Below are 18,656 nucleotides of genomic sequence, written 5' to 3'. Positions count from 1 at the left end.
TACGCAATTATTGTGCCCCTGTGCAATAGACTGCATGGCCCAACATCCAGCTATGTTAGCTGTGTCGCAAATCCGTCATCAGGGTGCTTCAGAAAGATTGATAGTTGATGAGAGGCTATAACGGCTGTGGTAACATTTTTAACAGGTAAATTGGTATGACCAATTTGAGCAGATTTTAGGACCCCGGGTTTGGGATGGTAAAACAGACGCGTTTTCACCATCTAAACCGTTTCTGACAGGCTTTTTACGACAGTAACAGGCCAGAGCAACAAGGATGCTTTCAAAGCTGGTCAAACAGGCTCAACACGCTGTTGTTTTGGGGATTAACATGTCAGAAACAGCATATCAACCTGAGGCCATCGGCCTCACCGAGACCGACACGGCGACAAGTGATAACGCGGAAAAAAGCTACCGCGAGCTCCATCGTCCTGCGTCGGAGTTTTCATCCCGTGAAGCCTATCTGGATCATGAACTGAAAATCATGAATCCCAGACGCTGGGGCCTCAACCTGCCCGGTCGTGACTTTAACTTTGAATGGGAAGATTTGGTTCCCGCCATTGCCGGCACCATTGGCATTACCGTGATGTATTCTGCCGTGATGGCGGCCTGGGCCTCGGGTCTTACCGAGCGCTGGGATCACATTAACCTTGGTGCCGACTTTATCATCTCTGTGGTGCGGGTCGAAATGCTCATTCCCGCCCTGCTCTTCTGTATCATCAGCTCCGGCTTTATCAATCCCCGCGCCAACCTTGGCGGTAACCATGGCCCCATGATCCCGCTGATTGGTGCCATCGCGCTGGCCGGTGCTCACCCACTGGCACTGGCAATTCTGTTGGGGGTATTTGGTCTCTTGCTGTCCTTCTTTAAAGGGGGGTCGCGGCTGGTGAATCTTACCAGCAGCGGGGTCGCCGGGGGCCTATTGGTGTTCCTCGGCTTTATGGGGGCAAAGAGCCAGATTGAATCCTTGTTCAGCTGGGCTGGCGGCCTCGAAGCCAAGCACGCGCTGGATTACTCCTTAGGCTATGTCGCCTTCTTTATTCTGCTCGCCAACGTAGTGATTTACGCCCTGCTTGCCAAGTTCGGAAAGCGCTGGCTCGCCATTCCACTGTGCTCCATTGCCGCCATTGTGATGGCCTTTGCCCTGGGCGCCGGACTGGATCTTAAATTCACCACTGCCCCCGGTTTACCCAACCTGAACCCTGTGTACTGGTGGGGCTCAACCGAAACCGGCTGGCAGCTTGGCCTGCCCAATATGCAGCACTTTATCGCATCTCTGCCCTTTGCCATTCTGGCGGTTGCCATGTGGTCACCCGACTTCCTCGGCCACCGTATTTTCCAGGAGCTGAACTATCCCAAGGGCGCGGAAAAAGTACTGATGGACGTGGATGACACCATGACCACCTGCTCACTGCGTCAAATGGTGGGTACCGCCGTGGGCGGCGGTAACATCACATCGAGCTGGGGTACATATATGATCCCAGCCGCCATCGCCAAGCGTCCGATTCCTGCCGGTGCCATTTTGCTGGGCAGCCTGTGTATTATCGTGGCGATTGTAGGTTATCCGATGGATCTGACCACCTGGCGTCCAGTGATGTCCATCGCCCTGCTGGTAGGTGTATTCCTGCCGCTGCTGGAAGCCGGTCTGCAGATGGTGAAAGACAACCAGAGCAGCCAGGCCGCCGGGATCTGTATCTTCGGTTCGTTCGTGGCCAACCCTGTGCTGGCCTGGGCACTGACCATGCTTTTGGACAACAATGGCCTGATTGGTGACAAAGAGCGTGCCGCCAACCTGTCATTCGTTGACCGGGTCGTTATTCCCGGACTCGCCTTCGTTATCTGTCTCGCCGCCATGCTGGCTGTGGGCATGATTGAAGGCATTCCAGCGCTGCTGTAACACTCATGCATAAGATAAAAAAGGGGCAAATGTGCCCCTTTTTCTTATTGTGCTTTCATGGTCTTGAGCGCTATCTAATATGCTGGACAGGGTGAATTTCAGCGTTATCTGATGCCAACTTGTCATTGCCGGTTAAAAACTGCTAACTCGGTAACAATTTTCGCATTAATCGCCTTAATCTCGAACGCTTTTGGATGCGACCCTATGGGGCTTATGTTAATATGCATATGGACAATTGGTCTTACCAATTAAATTAGAGATTGGTAAGGCGTTCACGGAATCCACCGGAAAGTCTTCCGGGGTCCTGGCTTCATCAGGGGATGTTTCGCCGGGATGTAACAAGACTCACAAGGGGAAACATCCCCAACCCTTTTCTCAAATAGAAGGTGAAGTACGATGACCGATAAAACTGAGCTGTTCCAAACCGCGTGGGAAGGATTCGTTCCCGGTGATTGGAAGTCCGATGTCAATGTACGTGACTTTATTCAGACCAACTACACCCCCTATGAAGGTGACGACAGCTTCCTGGCCGGTCCCACCGCCGCTACCAACGCCCTGTGGGCCAAGGTAATGGAAGGTATCAAGGAAGAAAACCGCACCCACGCGCCGCTGGATTTTGATACCGACAAGGTATCTACCATCACCTCCCACGATGCCGGTTATATCGAAAAAGCACTGGAAACCATTGTTGGTCTGCAAACCGATGCGCCACTCAAGCGCGCCATGCTGCCAAACGGCGGTATCCGTATGGTGGAAAGCTCCTGCGCCGCCTACAACCGTGAACTGAATGCCGACATCAAGTATGTCTATTCTGAGCTGCGCAAGACCCACAACCAGGGCGTATTCGACATCTATACCCCGGAAATCCTTGCCTGCCGTAAATCCGGCGTACTGACCGGCCTGCCCGATGCCTATGGCCGTGGCCGTATCATCGGTGACTACCGCCGCGTGGCCCTGTACGGTATCGATTACCTGATGGCCGACAAACTGAAGCAATTCACTTCGCTGCAATCCCGTTTTGAAGAAGGTGAAGATCTGCAGGCCACCATGCAGCTGCGCGAAGAAATCGCCGAGCAGCACCGCGCCCTGGCTCAGATGAAGGAAATGGCCGCCAAATACGGCTACGACATCTCTGGCCCTGCCAAAAACGCCCAGGAAGCCATCCAGTGGACCTACTTCGGCTACCTCGCCGCGGTGAAGAGCCAAAACGGTGCCGCCATGTCACTTGGCCGTACTTCCAGCTTTATCGACATCTACATTGAGCGCGATCTGAAAAACGGTACTCTGACCGAAGAGCAGGCGCAGGAGATGATTGACCACTTCGTGATGAAGCTGCGTATGGTGCGCTTCCTGCGTACCCCTGAGTACGATGAGCTGTTCTCGGGCGACCCAATCTGGGCCACTGAATCAATCGGCGGCATGGGTCTCGATGGCCGTACTCTGGTCACCAAGTCCAGCTTCCGCTTCCTGCACACCCTGTACAACATGGGCCCAAGCCCTGAGCCAAACATCACTGTGCTCTGGTCTGAAAAGCTGCCAGAAAACTTCAAAACTTTCTGTGCCAAGGTGTCCATCGACACCAGCTCCATCCAGTACGAAAACGATGACCTTATGCGTCCGGACTTCGAGTCTGACGACTATGCCATCGCCTGCTGCGTGAGCCCCATGGTGGTGGGTAAGCACATGCAGTTCTTCGGTGCACGTGCCAACCTCGCCAAGACCATGCTGTATGCCATCAACGGCGGTGTGGACGAAAAGCTGAAAGTGCAGATAGGTCCTAAATCTGAGCCTATCACCAGCGAATATCTGGACTATGACGATGTAATGGGTCGTCTGGACAACCTGATGGAATGGCTGGCGACCCAGTATGTCTCCGCACTCAACGCCATTCACTTTATGCACGACAAGTATTCTTACGAAGCCGCGCTGATGGCACTGCACGACCGCGACGTGCGCCGCACCATGGCCTGTGGTATCGCCGGTCTGTCGATTGCAGCCGACTCCCTGTCTGCTATCAAGTACGCCAAGGTGAAGCCGGTACGCGACGAGCAAGGCATCGCCGTTGACTTCGAAATTGAGGGTGACTATCCCAAGTTCGGTAACAACGATGCCCGCGTGGATGATATCGCCTGTATGCTGGTTGAAGGCTTTATGGCCAAAATTCGCAACAAGAAGATGTACCGCAACGCCATCCCAACCCAGTCTATCCTGACCATCACCTCCAACGTGGTGTACGGCAAGAAGACAGGTAACACCCCCGATGGCCGCCGCGCCGGTGCACCTTTTGCCCCGGGTGCCAACCCAATGCACGGCCGTGATGAGAAAGGCGCCATCGCCTCACTCACTTCTGTTGCCAAGCTGCCCTTTGCCCACGCACAGGATGGTATTTCTTACACCTTCTCTATCGTACCCAATGCCCTGGGTAAAGATGAAAAGGCCCGTGAACGCAACCTGGCAGCCCTGATGGACGGTTATTTCCGCCACAGCGAAAGCCGTGAAGGTGGCCAGCACCTGAACGTGAACGTGATGAACCGTGAAATGCTTGAGGATGCCATTGCAAACCCTGACAAGTATCCACAGCTCACCATCCGTGTATCTGGTTATGCAGTGCGCTTTAACTCACTGACACCAGAGCAGCAGCAGGATGTGATCACCCGCACCTTTACTCAAGGTTTGTAATTCAGGCGCTGGTAATTCACCGGTCGCTAAAGGACAATTGTGGCTCGCCACAATTGTCCTCAGTTTCAGCCAATCCCAGGAGTTTCAATGACAGTCACAGGCAGGGTTCATTCAGTGGAATCCTTCGGCACAGTGGACGGTCCCGGCATCAGGTTTATCACCTTTATGCAGGGTTGTCTGATGCGCTGCCAATACTGCCATAACCGTGATACCTGGGATTTGGATGGTGGCAAGGAAATGCAGGTCGATGAGCTGATGAGTCAAATCCTCAGCTATCGACCTTTTTTGGATGCCAGTGGTGGCGGTGTCACAGCCAGTGGCGGTGAGGCCATACTGCAGGCCGGGTTTGTGGCCGAGCTCTTCAAGGCCTGCCGCGCCGAGGGCATTCATACCTGTCTGGATACCAATGGTTTCGTGCGCAAGTACACGCCCGCCATTGATGTACTCTTGGACAACACCGATCTGGTGCTCTTGGATATCAAACACATAGATGATGCCAAACATCAGGATTTAACCAAGGTCAGTAATCATCGCACCCTGCAGTTTGCCGAATACCTCGCCAAACGCGGCCAGAAAACCTGGATCCGTTACGTGGTCGTCGCCGGGTTCACCGAAGATGTTGAAAGTGCTGAAAAACTGGCCGATTTTATCGCCCCCATGGGCAATGTGGAAAAGGTGGAACTGCTGCCCTACCACGAGCTGGGCAAGCACAAGTGGGAGGCCATGGGTGAGGAGTATCCGCTCAAGGGTGTTCATCCGCCCACCGCCGATACCATGGAAGCCATCAAGGCCGTGTTTACCCGCCGCGGACTGACCGCGACTTATTAAGACTGTTACAGCGGAATACCCGCAGTTACCGAGGTGCTCGTTGAGCCTTAGCGAGGCTCAAAGCTCGTCCCAGTAACTTGCATCGAGTCGGTCGAAGGCTATCTTCAAGAGATTGGCCATATCGAGGTAGCAGGCCTTGGCGCCAAGGGGAATATAAGCCACGCCTATGGCTTGAAGTCGTTCCTGCACTTGGTTGCCAAAGCTTAGCAGAGACAATGGCAAAGGATGACGGGCACGCTGCCCAAGCCACAGCATGCCCTGGAGTGGCAGACTGAAGAAAAACAGGCCAATGGCAATCGCCTGAGGCAAAAATGCCCAGCCATGGAGATAAATTTGGCTGGCTGCCGCCAAGAGTGCGAAAGGCGGCATAAAACGTATGGCGAGGGACGTTGCCTTAACGACGCGATATTCCGGGAAAAAATACCCCAGAGGTTTCGCCATCGGCCAGGCCTTCATATAACGATGGCCATCGCGCAGGGTGGAAAACAGCTGAAATTTCATCAACCCGGGAACCTATGGACAACACAGACTGCTTTAACCTTAGCACAAAGGCAGTCGGCTTCCCAAGCGTGGCTCAGGGAAGCAGATGAGAAGTTTTAATGGCCTGCCCGCCAGGCAAAGTCGCCGGAACAAGACCCGGCCAACTATTTCATGACGCAAGAAGGTTTTATCATGTCCAATACTTTGGTTCTGGTACTCAACTGTGGCAGCTCTTCACTGAAGTTTGCCATTCTGGACGCCACCAATGGCGACGAAAAAATTTCAGGTCTCGCCGAGTGCTTCGGTCTGGAAAATGCCCGTATCAAATGGAAATTACGTGGCGAGAAACACGATGCCAGTTTGGGCGCCTTCAGCGCTCACCGCGAAGCGGTGGAATACATAGTCAACAAAATCCTGGTGAATGAGCCTGAACTGAAAGGCCAACTCATCGCCATTGGTCACCGTATCGTGCACGGCGGCGAAAAGTTTACCCACTCGGTCATTATCGATGATGCGGTACTCAAGGGCATTGAAGACTGTGCCTCGCTGGCGCCACTGCATAACCCGGCGCACCTTATCGGTATTCGTGCCGCTCAGGCCTCGTTCCCGGCGCTGCCTCAGGTGGCCGTGTTCGATACCGCTTTCCATCAGAGTATGCCGGACCGCGCCTATATCTACGCCCTGCCCTACAAGCTCTATCGTGAACACGGCATCCGCCGCTACGGTATGCACGGCACCAGCCACTTGTTTGTCAGCCGCGAGGCTGCCAAGGCCCTTGGCAAAGACGTGAGCGACACCAATGTAATTTGTGCCCACTTGGGCAACGGTGCCTCTGTAACGGCGGTGAAAGGCGGCAAGAGTGTAGACACCTCCATGGGTCTGACTCCGCTGGAAGGCCTGGTAATGGGGACGCGCTGTGGCGATCTGGACCCCTCCATCATCTACCACCTGGTGCATCAGCTGGGTTACACCCTGGATGAAGTGAACAACCTGATGAACAAGCAAAGTGGTTTGCTCGGTATTTCTGAGCTTACCAACGATTGCCGTGGTATCGAAGAAGGCTACGCAGAAGGCCACAAGGGTGCGACCCTGGCACTGGAAATTTTCTGCTATCGCCTCGCCAAGTACATCGCCTCCTACACAGTGCCACTTGGCCGTTTGGATGCTGTCGTCTTTACCGGCGGCATCGGCGAAAACTCCGATCTTATTCGTGAGAAAGTACTGAACCTGCTAGAAATCTTTAAGTTTGAAGTCGACAGCGAGCGCAACAAAGCCGCCCGGTTCGGCAACCAGGGCGTGATTACCAAAGATGGCAGCCCCATTGCCATGGTGATCCCCACCAACGAAGAGTGGGTCATTGCCGAAGACTCGCTGCGCCTGGTTAACAAATAAGGCGCCTGCCGCCCCGGGGACACCCGCGGGCGGTTTTGCATTAAAAGCATCTGATGGCCCGACCATCAAAGCAACACCACAAGAGGTACTTTATGTCCCGCAACATCATGTTGGTTCCCATAGGCACAGGCGTTGGCCTCACCTCTCTGAGCCTGGGTATGGTGCGCGCACTGGAACGCCACGGCGTGAAGGTGCAGTTCTTTAAGCCCATCAGCCAGCAGCGCCCTGCCGACTCAGGCCCGGAGCGCTCAACCACGATTCTGTCCAAGTCGCCCACGGTGAACCCGCTTGAGCCCTTCGACATGCAGCACGCCGAGTCGCTTATCCGTACCGACCAGACCGATGTGCTGATGGAGCAAATCATTGCCCGCGCCAGCGAAATTGCTGCCAACACCGAAACTCTTATCATCGAAGGTTTGGTGCCAACCCGCAGCCATTCTTTCTCCGATGACGTGAACTACGCCATCGCCAAAGCGTTGGATGCGGACGTGATTTTCATCGCCACCCCGGGTAACGACACCCCGAACGCGCTGATGAACCGTTTGGAAATCGCCTACAACAGCTGGGGCGGCGCCAAGAACAAACGTCTGATTGGCGCTGTGATCAACAAGATTGGGGCACCGGTGGACGATGAAGGCCGCACCCGCCCTGACCTGTCTGAAGTGTTCGACCATCAGGACATCCAGAAAGGTGATGCCACGGCCATGTTCCAGCTACCCGGCAAGAGCAAGCTGCGTATTCTCGGCAGCGTGCCTTACAACCTGGATCTGGTGTCACCCCGCGCTTCAGACCTTGCCAAGCACTTGCATGCCCGCATCCTGAACGCCGGTGAAATGAACACCCGTCGCCTGCGTAAAGTGACCTTCTGTGCCCGCTCCATTCCCAACATGCTGAGTCACTTCCGTACCGACTCGCTGCTGGTAACTTCAGGCGATCGCTCAGATGTGATTGTGGCGGCCTGCCTTGCAGCCATGAACGGCGTGAAGATTGGTGCCCTGCTGCTGACCGGCTCCTACGAGCCTGAGCCGGAAGTACTGAAGCTGTGTGAACAGGCATTCGAGACCGGCCTGCCGGTGTTTATGATAGACACCAACACCTGGCAAACCTCGCTCAATATTCAGCGCTTTAACCACGAAGTACCCGTGGACGATGCAGTACGAATTGAGCTGGTACAGGAATATGTGGCAAGCCACATCGACCAGAGCTGGATTGAAAGCGTGACCGAAAACTCGCCACGCGAACACCGCCTGTCTCCACCGGCCTTCCGCTACAAGCTGACTGAACTGGCCCGCGCCGCCAAAAAGTGCATTGTATTGCCGGAAGGCGACGAGCCGCGCACCATCAAGGCCGCCAGCATCTGCGCCGAGCGTGGTATCGCCCGCTGCGTACTGCTGGGTAAAAAAGACGATATTTTACGTATTGCCGCAGCACAGGATGTGGTGCTGGGTGAAGGCGTTGAGATCCTCGACCCTGAAGATATTCGCGAGCAGTATGTCGAGCCTATGCTGAACCTGCGCCGCCACAAGGGGCTTACCGAAGTGGTCGCCCGTGAGCAACTGGAAGACAACATGGTACTGGCCACCATGATGCTGGCCGAAGATGAAGTGGACGGCATAGTGTCAGGTGCGGTAAACACCACAGCCAATACCATTCGTCCACCGCTGCAGCTGATTAAAACTGCCCCCGGCTCAAGCCTGGTATCGTCAATCTTCTTTATGCTGATGCCGGATCAGGTACTGGTATACGGTGACTGCGCCATTAACCCGGATCCGAACGCCGAACAGCTGGCCGATATCGCCATTCAGTCCGCTGAGTCTGCCAAGGCCTTCGGCATCGAGCCCCGCGTCGCCATGATAAGCTACTCCACCGGTAACTCGGGCACTGGCTCCGATGTGGACAAGGTTCGCGAAGCCACCCGCATTGCCAAAGAGAAACGCCCCGATCTGGTTATCGATGGCCCGCTGCAGTATGACGCTGCCGTGATGCCAAACGTGGCACGCTCCAAAGCACCCGACAGTCCTGTTGCCGGTAAGGCTACCGTGTTTGTATTCCCCGACCTCAATACGGGTAACACCACATACAAGGCCGTACAGCGAAGCGCTGAGCTTATCAGCATTGGCCCTATGCTGCAGGGCATGAGAAAGCCAGTGAACGACCTGTCCCGCGGCGCCTTGGTAGACGATATCGTCTACACTATCGCCCTGACCGCCATTCAGGCGACGCAGCAGTAAGCCTGCAACCCATAATGAAAACGCCGTCAACTGACGGCGTTTTTTATGGCTCGCTCATTGACGGCTTTTACGATCCACCGGCGTTAAAGGGATCAGGCAAGGGATCTTCGGCGTGGGAAATCGGGAAATGAAGGCGTAGAAAAGTCGACCAAAAAACGTCGAACAAACAAGCGACAATTTTTTAGCCAACCGTCAAAATACTGCGGTAGCAACCACTTAAGATAAATATCCTCATTCTTCAACATACTTGTCCACAGATTCTGTGGATAAGATGCCAAGCACAGCTTTACAGATATGACAGTTTTCGTTGCAGATCGCAAGAGATCAAATCCATCCCTTGTACTGAAAGCTGAAATTTCTGATACTTAGGGTGTTAATCATCAGTCAGCAGGTACCCATGCGCGCATTTTTGTTGATAGTGTTTTTCATGCTTGCAGGTTGCAACGAGTCCGTTGAAAGCGCCACAAGCCCAAACCTGACGCCCGAGCAGGTTAGCCTCGGCTTTTTCAGTGCCATCTATGTCAACCGCGATGTGGCAGAGGCCAAACGCTTTGTGGATGCCCCGATGCAAGAAGTGCTCGGTCACTACCATATTGCCGCCTCGGTGCAGCGGCACATGTTGAATCTGTCAATGACGGATGTGGAGTTGGAAATCGAAGAAATCGATATCGACTTCTTTCGCAAATTCACCGACGACGTCACCGTAAAGGTGAAGCTCAAGGGTCTTAAAGGCGGCCAGCCCTGGCTGGATGACAGAACGGTAAGACTGAACAAGCGCGGAAAAAACTGGGTAATTGTTGAGATAATGACCGAAAAACGCGCCGCGAATGGCTGATACGCCACTGACCATGAAAAAGGCCACCCGAGGGTGGCCTTTTTGCTGATTATTATTTTTTTAGGTCTGCATGTCCCGGGACATGGAGGATTCTCAATCCAAAAACGCTTCTTCGTCCTTTTCCAGAGGCAAAGACTCAATCACTTCATCCTGCACCTGATAATACGCGTTTTCGTACTCATGAATTTCCATAACGGACTCCAGCTTTGGTTTGGGTCGGGTACTGAGGTTCTGTCTATTCTTCGCAGACATGAACTCGGTGTAATCCTTGTCTGAGGGCTGACAGCGCCAACTCTGTGCACATCCCGATGACGTTCCTTACAGTTGAAGGCATCTTGTCCAAGGGTATCGCGAGTGGCTCGATTACGGGGCGCAGTATACCAACTCAAAACCAAAAATTACAGTTTACTTTCACTTTTGTTTCCATTTTTTGGCTAAATGCCACAAAAAAGCGCTCAAAAAGTCACCAACCAGTAGCCTTGCATGAAAGTCTTTCAGAATTACGGGTATTTAAGCGCTCTTATCCTCCTTGCCAACAACAGCTGAATTTATTTGGTAGGGATTGATTTTTACAACGAAACAGTCTAGGCGCTGAGCCTACTGCAGTGCTATTAGTTAAAAGTCAACTGTTGGAGGCTGTCATATGAATGCGCTGATAGACTTTCAAGCCGGTAGGCTTGCGGCCCTTATAGGACGTGGGGACATGTTGGGGATGAGGATGTTTATGGAAAACATGCATATCCCGCTGGATGTACAAGACAGGTTATGTAATGAGATGCACAGTTTGAACGACCCAATGCGCGTCGCATCCTGGCTCGAAAATAACGGACAATCTCTGATCCCGGAACGTTTAACTTACTGACTCAACAGTCAAAAGGGCCAATCATGGCCCTTTTGTTTGCTACTGATTCGACTGCTGTAACCACACAAAACCACCCACACTGATAGCCTCGCCCTGCAAACATCAGGTATCAATAGCAGGTTTCAACAGCCAGCATCAGGCTTCAATGTCGGATGTGCGCTTTTGATAGTGCAACACCTTCAAAGACTTCTCCTCATCCACGTCGGCATACACGGCTGGATTGGCGATACGTGTTACAAACGCCAGAGATGGTGCCGTCTCTGCGACCTGCGCCATTAAAAAATCACTCCCAAGCTCAGGGGCGTTAAGGCAAAGCAAGAGGTCGCCACCTTCTTTTACCAGCTCAGGTAAGCGCCGCAGTAAACGCACGTAGTCCTTGGTGGCGATAAAACTGCCCTTTTGGTTGCTGGGAGGATCGGCAATCACCAGGTCGTAGGGGCCGTAGCGGGTCAGCTTGCCCCAGCTACTGAAAATATCGTGGCCCAGAAAGCGTGCGCCCCCCACCAGGCCATTGAGATCATGGTTTTGTTTGCCAATGGAAAGCGCGCCCTTTGCCATGTCGATATTCACCACCTCGGTTGCGCCGCCGGCAAGGGCTGCCACCGAAAAGGCGCAGGTGTAGCTGAAAAGATTAAGGACCTTCTTTCCCCTGGCATGCTCATGTACAAAACGGCGACCTTCACGCATATCGAGAAACAGCCCGTGATTCTGGCCACGCATCAAGTGCACCCGAAACTTAAGTCCCTGCTCTTCTATAACGTGATCGTTCGGCAATTCACCGCAGAGGCATTCAGTGCGGGTACCGGCGCCACTGCGATACTGATACACCAGCGTCAGGGGAGCGGCTTCTCCCACCCGCTGCCAAAACGTTTCCAAGGCAGCTTTTGCCGTCGCCAGCTCATCTGCGCTGAGTTCACAAAACGAGGTCAGCAGCAGCGCCGGTGCATACCAGTCAAGGCACAGGTGCTCTGCGCCGGGATAACGGCCACCGCGGCCGTGAAACATACGTCGGCAGTCATCCGGTAATTCGGCCGTCGCTAAAAAGTCGATAAAAGCCTGCATGAAAACCCGGTTCCTCTAAAAAATAGGCTTCTGAAAATACAATGGGCGGCCAGGCCGCCCATTACTGAAATAGGTTTGGCGTTCAGCCCTTGTCGACAGGTGCGTCATTGGCCGGTTTAAGCTCTGAGTCCACATCATCGGCGAGCAATATCGCCAGCCAGCGGCCACTGCTGCTACGCTCCAGGGCGATTTTTACAATCATGGTCAGGGGCACCGACAGGAGCATGCCCACAGAGCCAAGGAGCCATCCCCAGAATATCAAACTGAGGAACACCACCAGGGTCGACAATCCCAGTCCGCGCCCCATGAATTTGGGCTCTATCACGTTGCCCATCACCATGTTGGTGCCAAGGTAGAGCAGCGCTGTGCCCCCGGCAGCGGCGGGACCAAGCTGAATAAAGGCCAGCAGAATAGCGGGAATGGCAGCGATAATCGAGCCGATATTGGGGATATAGTTAAACAAAAAGGCAATCACGGCCCAAAGCAGTGCATAGTCAACGCCAATGGCCGCCAGGCCAATCCCCACCACGACACCGGTAGCCAGGCTCACCAGCGTCTTAATCACCATATATTGGTTAACCGAGTGCAGAAACTTATCGATTTGCTGCAAGCGCATCTCTGGGTCATCCAGCGCCAGGTGCACTTTTTTCGGCAGGGACTGGGCTTCGAACAACATAAAGACAATGGTGAGGATAATCAGGAACAGGTTCGCCATTACGTTCCCCACCCCCGACAGCATGTTGGTCGTCATCGACAGAGCCATGCCCGGGTCAAAATAAGCCAGCACCTGCTCTTTGGAAATGCGGATATTTAACGTCTGCAGCTTTTCCAATATCCAACCGAATTGCTGGATCAGCTGATCCCGATAGTGGGGCAACTGTTTGGAAAACTCGTTGACGGAACTGCCCACCAGGGTGGCGAGCCAAAGCCCCAACATCACAATAAAAAACATCAGCAGCATCACCGCGAGCCATTTGGGCACCCGAAAACGCATCATCCAACTGATAACCGGGTTACAGATCACCGCAATAAAGGCCGACAACACAAAAGGAACCACGATGGGACTGGCCGCTTTAATGCCGGCCAGGATGACCACCACGAAGGCCATGATGGCAAAACCACGGAAGGCTACCGAGGTCTGTTCAAAGGGGTTTGGCAAAATAAAATCCTTCTATTTCAAACAAAACTTGCTAACCTTGCCCTCAATTTCCATTGAAGACAGACAAGTGGACAGGGTTATGAAATCAGAGATCGCCACGATTCGCATCAAAAATCTGCGCCTGCGTACCCATATAGGTATCAAAGAGGACGAGATCCAGAATAAACAGGACGTTATCATCAATGTGGTCATCGCCTATCACGCCGGACGCGCTCAAATGAGCGACAACATGGACGATGCACTGAACTATCGCACCATCACCAAACGCATCATCTCCCTGGTGGAAGAAAACCGCTTTTCATTGCTTGAACACCTGACCACACGGGTACTGGATATCGCCTCTGAGCACGAAAGCGTTATCGACGCGCGGGTGGAAGTCGATAAGCCACACGCACTGCGTTTTGCCGATTCAGTTTCCATGGAGCTCAGTTACCACAAAGACGCCTGATCTCATTATGCCTTTGCAGAGTATATGCTTGTAAGAAGCGGTTTTTTCGGAGCAGCGTATGAACATATTACTGACAGGCGGCACAGGTTTTATTGGTCGGGCACTGGTCAGTGCCCTGTCTGATCACCAACTCACCATCCTCACCCGGGACACCGGCGCCGCAGCTGAGTTATTGGGCGAGCAGCACCATTACCTGCGCTCCCTCGACAAACTGGAAAACCTCAATGGTTTCGATGCCGTGATCAACCTCGCCGGAGAGCCCATTGTCGGCAAACGCTGGAGCGACGCCCAGAAAAAACAGCTCTGCCACAGTCGCTGGGACATGACCGCTTTGCTCACGGGCCTTATCCAGCAAAGCAGCGAGCCGCCAGCGGTGTTTATCAGTGGTTCGGCTATCGGCTATTACGGTGCCCAGGGTAGCCAACCACTCACCGAATCCTCAAGTCCTCACAGCGAATTTACCCACATGCTCTGCGAAAAATGGGAGCAATTGGCACTGGATGCCGCAAGTGACACCACCCGGGTGTGTATTCTGCGCACCGGTATTGTGCTTGGAAAACACGGCGGCGCCCTGGCCAAGATGTTGCCCCCCTTCAAACTCGGTTTGGGTGGCCCCATCGGCAGCGGTCAACAGGGTATGAGCTGGATCCATATGGCCGATATGATTGGCCTGATACGTTTCCTGCTAAATAACCCCAAATGCAGTGGCATCTTTAACGCAACTGCGCCGAATCCCGTGAGTAACCGAGTCTTTTCGCAAACATTGGGTGAAGTGCTTCACCGCCCAGCTCTGCTCCCGGCGCCCGCCTTTGCACTCCATGCCCTTTTGGGGGAAGCCGCCATCATGGTGCTCACCGGTCAGTACGTGCTCCCACAGAGGGCAATGGAGGCGGGGTTCGGCTTTCGTTTTCCCTATTTACGTCAGGCGCTGGAAGATCTGCTTTAACGCTCAGGTCTCGGTGCGAAGCAGCGACAGGCAGCTCTGGGACAACAGCTCTCTGCAGCGCCAGTAACCGAGCACAGCAACCAGTGCGGCCCCCAGCAGCGGGGCCTGCAGCCACCACTGCAGATGCCAGTTCACGCCAAGCTCGAACACCCAGGTTTTGAGCAGATAAAGCACGGCTTCTGTGACTACCACGGCCACAATCCCTGCCACGGCGCCAAGCACTGCAAACTCAAGCGTGGTTGCCAGCCGCAACAAGCGACCACCGGCGCCAAAGGTGCGCAGTACCGCAAGCTCACGTCTTCGCACCGACATGCCTGCTTCGGTCTGCGCCCACAGCACCAGGCTGCTGGATGCAATTACCAGCGCCAGCACAACCCCGAGTGCCAGCGACACCTGGGACACTATGCTTCTGAGCTGGGCCACCATGGCGCCTACGTCTATCACGGATACGGTGGGGAATTGCTTAATCAGCGACACGACCAGGGGCCGCTTGGCCTCTTCGAGGTGAAAACTCAGCATCGAGGTGTAGGCAAAGGGTGCCAGGGCTTCTTTTGAAAAAATCATAAAGAAATTGGGCTGCATGGTCTCCCAGCGTACTTCCCGCAAGCTGGTCACCCGCACATCCAGGGTCTGGTTATCGATAACAAAACTGAGACGATCCCCAAGCTTCAGCCCCAGCCGCTCGGCAACCTTGGTCTCCACCGACACCCCATCAGCGGCATTATCAAACTCGCCTGCAATCAGCCGGTTATTGGGTGGCAGACTGTCCCGCCAGGTCATGTTGAGCTCGCGGCCAATCCCTACCCGCCCGGAAGCACCTTCTTCGGCCTGGCGTTCACTGATGAGCGCCTCACCGTTGATGGCCGAAAGCCTGCCACGGATAACCGGATAAATATCAGTGCGTTCGATATGATTTTCAGCCAGGAAATCGGCCATGGGCGCTTCATCTTCCGGGCTGATGTTCACCAAAAAGAAGTTGGGCGCCCCCTCAGGGAGTTGCTGCTGCCAGTCTTCCAGGAGGTCCTGGCGCAACGCAAATATGGTCAGCAGCAACACCAACGCGGTGGAAAAGCCCACCAGCTGCACCGAATTTTGCGCCGCGCGGCGCCTCAGCCCCGCCAACGCCAATTGCAGCGGATTGGTGGTTTTAAGCCCGGCGCCATGGCCAAGGCGGATCATAACAAACCCCAACGCAAACAAAATCAATCCCAGCAGCAAAGCCCCAAGTACCACAGCGCCGGTAAGCTGCCATGAGCGGGAATAGGCATATCCCAGCAGCGCCATGGCACTGAGGCTCAGCGCCGCATGCAGCCAGACACCGGCACTTCGCCCGGTGAGTTCACGCTGAAGCACCCGAAGGGGCGGAATGGCGAGGAGGCGCAGCAGCGGATAGGCTGAAAACATCAGTGCACTGATGCTGCCTGTCAGTACGCCAAGCAGCACGGGTCTGAGCAGCGGCGCCTCATAGACCGTCAGCTCGTGCGGAAGGAAGCGGGCTATCACCGCATCCAGCCCAAGCCCCCCAAGAATACCCACCAATACGCCAAAAGCAGTCACCAAAGACAAATGCAGCGCAAACAGGGTGCGGATTTCCTTTGCCGAAGCGCCAAAGGTTTTGAACATGGCCACCACGTCGTAGTGACGCTGGCAGTATCGCTGCGCGGCGATACCTATGGCCGCGCAGGCAAGCGCAATGCCCAGCAAACTTGCCAATAACAGGAAGCGTTCGGCGCGGGCAACGGCGCTGGCGATGGGGGAATCACCGGACTTTACATCCCGAAGGCGCTGAGAGCTGGTGAGTTCGGCCTTGAGCAGCTCATCCAGTTCAGCCAAGCGCGCGCTGTCGCCGCTGAACTGATACAAATAGGTGACCCGGCTGCCGGGGCCAACAATGCCGGTGGAGGCCACATCATCCAAGCCCATCAACACCACGGGTGACGAAGCGAAGGGATTAAAGCCTGCATCGGGTAAACGTTTGATTTCTTTGGTTAGCTTAAACTGCCTGTCACCCAGCTCCAGCGACTCTGACTGGCCAATCAGGCCCGCCAGTCGTCCTTCGTACCAGAGGGTGCCGGCCTCAGGCAGCGTCTGCGTTGGACCATCCGCCAGCTCAATTTCGCCTTTGAGCGGGTAGCTGTTGCCCACGGCGCGCACCGTCACCAATTGAAAGGCATCCCCCGACCAGGCCATGGAGTTGAATAGCACGCTGTTCGCACGCTCAAGGCCGATAGCGTCTATCCTGGTCAGCAGCTCGGTACTGAGGGGTTGGGGTGAGTCCACTACCCTGTCGGCGGCGGTAAATTTGGCCGCTTCGCCGCTGATGGCAACCTGCAGCCTTTCACTCACCCGGGCAAGGCCTGTAACAGCCAGCACGGCCAGGGAAATGGCAAACAGGATAAGCAACAACTGCCCTTGTCTGAGCTCGCGCCAGAAGAGTCGCAATGCCAGAGACTTCAGCATGCGGCCTCCTTCATTTTGGTGTCGCCCTGTGCCACTGCATCCGGTCCAGAAGCTTCCTGCCCTGCGGTTGTCTCAGCAAGCTCGCCTTCGGTCATGGTGAACTGCCGCTGGCAGCGCAGCGCCAGTTGATTGTCGTGGGTTACCAGCACCAGAGTAGTACCAAGCTCAGCGTTGAGGGCAAACAGCATATCGGCCACCTTGTGGGCATTGCCGCCATCGAGATTGCCAGTGGGTTCGTCGGCAAAGAGGACCTTGGGTTCACAAATAAAGGCCCGTGCAATAGCCACCCGCTGCTGCTCGCCGCCGGACAGCTGTTTGGGCAAATGATTTACCCGGTGGGAAAGCCCTACCCGCTCGAGCATGGCTTCGGCCTTGGCTTTGGCATCTTTCATCCCGGCAAGCTCGGCCGGCAGCATCACGTTTTCCAGGGCGGTTAAGGTATCAACCAACATAAACGACTGGAAAATAAAGCTGATTTTTTTCTTTCGCAGGGCCGCTTTGGCTTCTTCACCAAGATTGGACAAGGCGCTGCCGTCCAGCCAGATCTCTCCTTCCGAGGGTGTATCCAGGGCCGCCAGCAGCCCCAGCAGCGTGGACTTGCCCGAGCCGGATGGCCCGATAATGGCCACACTTTCTCCCGGCTTGACTTCCATATCCACGCCTTTCAGGATAGTGAGCTCCCCTTCCTGGGTTTGAACCTTTTTCTTGAGGTGGACGACTTTGATGGCATGCATGTGTGACATATTTTCCTGTTTCCGTAAATCCCGTGGTGTGGCCGCTTTTCTGGCCTGCCTTGTCCTGGCGTTCCCCCTGAAGGCCGAAACTATATTAATCCTCGGTGACAGCCTGAGTGCAAGTTACGGTATGGAAGAAAACCAGGGCTGGATCAATTTGATGCGCCCTGAATTGCCATCCCATACCCTGATTAATGCCGCCGTAAGCGGCGAAACCAGCGCCGGTGGTCTGCGCCGATTGCCCGCCCTGCTTGAGTCTGCCAAACCCGAGCTGGTGTTTGTGATGCTGGGGGGTAATGACGGCCTGCGGGGTTTTTCACCCGCAGAGCTGAAAAAGAATCTTACAAAAATCATTGACCTGAGCATAGCGTCCGGCGCCAGGGTGCTCTTAAGCGAAGTCATGGTACCCACCAATTACGGTGGGCGCTACGCCAAAGCCTTTGCCGACGTCTATCAAGAGTTGGGGAGTCGTGAAGGGGTTACCCTGATGCCATTTTTCATGACAGACATTATTGTCGACCCGGCGCTGATGCAAAGGGATGGCATACATCCCAACGAAGCGGCTCAGCCAAAGATAGCCAAGATTATGCTGCCCTATTTCAGCGGCGCACTTACAGCCAAATGAGGGATTGACTTGAGGAGAGTG

At 54.6% G+C, this 18,656-nt stretch carries 14 protein-coding genes; 9 read left to right on the top strand and 5 right to left on the bottom strand.

The genetic code is table 11. The features are described 5' to 3' along the window. Nucleotides 1-328 precede the first annotated feature (328 nt). The 3 genes from K0H63_RS08010 (at nt 329) to pflA (ending at nt 5,401) form a co-directional block, all read left to right on the top strand. Nucleotides 329-1,894, top strand: a complete 1,566-nt coding sequence (locus tag K0H63_RS08010) for a DUF3360 family protein (RefSeq protein WP_258405493.1) — start codon at nt 329-331, stop codon at nt 1,892-1,894. Between the two features lie 396 nt (nt 1,895-2,290). Continuing rightward, nucleotides 2,291-4,573, top strand: coding sequence for a formate C-acetyltransferase (pflB, locus tag K0H63_RS08005; protein ID WP_220067482.1), 2,283 nt, complete (start codon nt 2,291-2,293; stop codon nt 4,571-4,573). 87 nt (nt 4,574-4,660) lie between these two features. Then, a complete protein-coding gene (pflA, locus tag K0H63_RS08000; protein ID WP_220067481.1) occupies nt 4,661-5,401 on the top strand; it encodes a pyruvate formate lyase 1-activating protein in 741 nt (246 codons plus the stop codon). Nucleotides 5,402-5,458: 57 nt separating this feature from the next. On the opposite strand, the gene yfbV is transcribed toward pflA, so the two are convergent. Continuing rightward, nucleotides 5,459-5,902 carry a terminus macrodomain insulation protein YfbV gene (yfbV, locus tag K0H63_RS07995; protein WP_220067480.1) on the bottom strand — a complete coding sequence of 148 codons (444 nt, stop codon included), beginning with the start codon at nt 5,900-5,902 and terminating at the stop codon, nt 5,459-5,461. Between the two features lie 171 nt (nt 5,903-6,073). Here yfbV and ackA point away from each other — a divergent pair, with 171 nt between their 5' ends. From ackA to K0H63_RS07980, 3 genes are all read left to right on the top strand, one after another. After that, entirely contained in the window at nt 6,074-7,273 is a 1,200-nt protein-coding gene (gene ackA, locus K0H63_RS07990) for an acetate kinase (protein WP_220067479.1), read from the top strand. A 92-nt stretch (nt 7,274-7,365) separates the two neighbouring features. Then, a complete protein-coding gene (gene pta / locus K0H63_RS07985; RefSeq protein WP_011759609.1) occupies nt 7,366-9,504 on the top strand; it encodes a phosphate acetyltransferase in 2,139 nt (712 codons plus the stop codon). A 397-nt stretch (nt 9,505-9,901) separates the two neighbouring features. Next, nucleotides 9,902-10,339, top strand: coding sequence for a hypothetical protein (locus K0H63_RS07980; RefSeq protein WP_220067478.1), 438 nt, complete (start codon nt 9,902-9,904; stop codon nt 10,337-10,339). Nucleotides 10,340-11,336: 997 nt separating this feature from the next. Here the strand turns inward: K0H63_RS07980 and K0H63_RS07975 are convergent. Both K0H63_RS07975 and K0H63_RS07970 read right to left on the bottom strand, forming a co-directional pair. Beyond that, nucleotides 11,337-12,263, bottom strand: a complete 927-nt coding sequence (locus tag K0H63_RS07975; RefSeq protein WP_220067477.1) for a class I SAM-dependent methyltransferase — start codon at nt 12,261-12,263, stop codon at nt 11,337-11,339. A gap of 82 nt (nt 12,264-12,345) precedes the next feature. Then, nucleotides 12,346-13,371 carry an AI-2E family transporter gene (locus K0H63_RS07970; protein WP_220067851.1) on the bottom strand — a complete coding sequence of 342 codons (1,026 nt, stop codon included), beginning with the start codon at nt 13,369-13,371 and terminating at the stop codon, nt 12,346-12,348. 130 nt (nt 13,372-13,501) lie between these two features. Here K0H63_RS07970 and folX point away from each other — a divergent pair, with 130 nt between their 5' ends. After that, on the top strand, nt 13,502-13,870 hold the full coding sequence (gene folX, locus K0H63_RS07965) for a dihydroneopterin triphosphate 2'-epimerase (RefSeq protein WP_220067476.1): 369 nt from the start codon (nt 13,502-13,504) through the stop codon (nt 13,868-13,870). 58 nt (nt 13,871-13,928) lie between these two features. Beyond that, nucleotides 13,929-14,816: a TIGR01777 family oxidoreductase gene (locus tag K0H63_RS07960; protein ID WP_220067475.1), complete on the top strand. Its 888-nt coding sequence runs from the start codon at nt 13,929-13,931 to the stop codon at nt 14,814-14,816. 3 nt (nt 14,817-14,819) lie between these two features. Here the strand turns inward: K0H63_RS07960 and K0H63_RS07955 are convergent, their stop codons facing one another. Both K0H63_RS07955 and K0H63_RS07950 read right to left on the bottom strand, forming a co-directional pair. Further along, entirely contained in the window at nt 14,820-17,276 is a 2,457-nt protein-coding gene (locus tag K0H63_RS07955; RefSeq protein WP_220067474.1) for an ABC transporter permease, read from the bottom strand. Then, nucleotides 17,270-18,019, bottom strand: a complete 750-nt coding sequence (locus K0H63_RS07950; RefSeq protein ID WP_220067473.1) for an ABC transporter ATP-binding protein — start codon at nt 18,017-18,019, stop codon at nt 17,270-17,272. The genes K0H63_RS07955 and K0H63_RS07950 overlap by 7 nt, the downstream gene beginning before the upstream one ends. Here K0H63_RS07950 and K0H63_RS07945 point away from each other — a divergent pair. Then, a complete protein-coding gene (locus K0H63_RS07945; RefSeq protein WP_258405676.1) occupies nt 18,009-18,635 on the top strand; it encodes an arylesterase in 627 nt (208 codons plus the stop codon). The two genes, K0H63_RS07950 and K0H63_RS07945, sit on opposite strands and share 11 nt — an antisense overlap. Nucleotides 18,636-18,656: the final 21 nt, after the last annotated feature.

Source organism: Shewanella zhangzhouensis, assembly GCF_019457615.1.
In the GTDB taxonomy this organism is placed as follows: Bacteria; Pseudomonadota; Gammaproteobacteria; order Enterobacterales; family Shewanellaceae; genus Shewanella; species Shewanella zhangzhouensis.
This window is presented reverse-complemented; position numbering and strand designations above follow the sequence as displayed.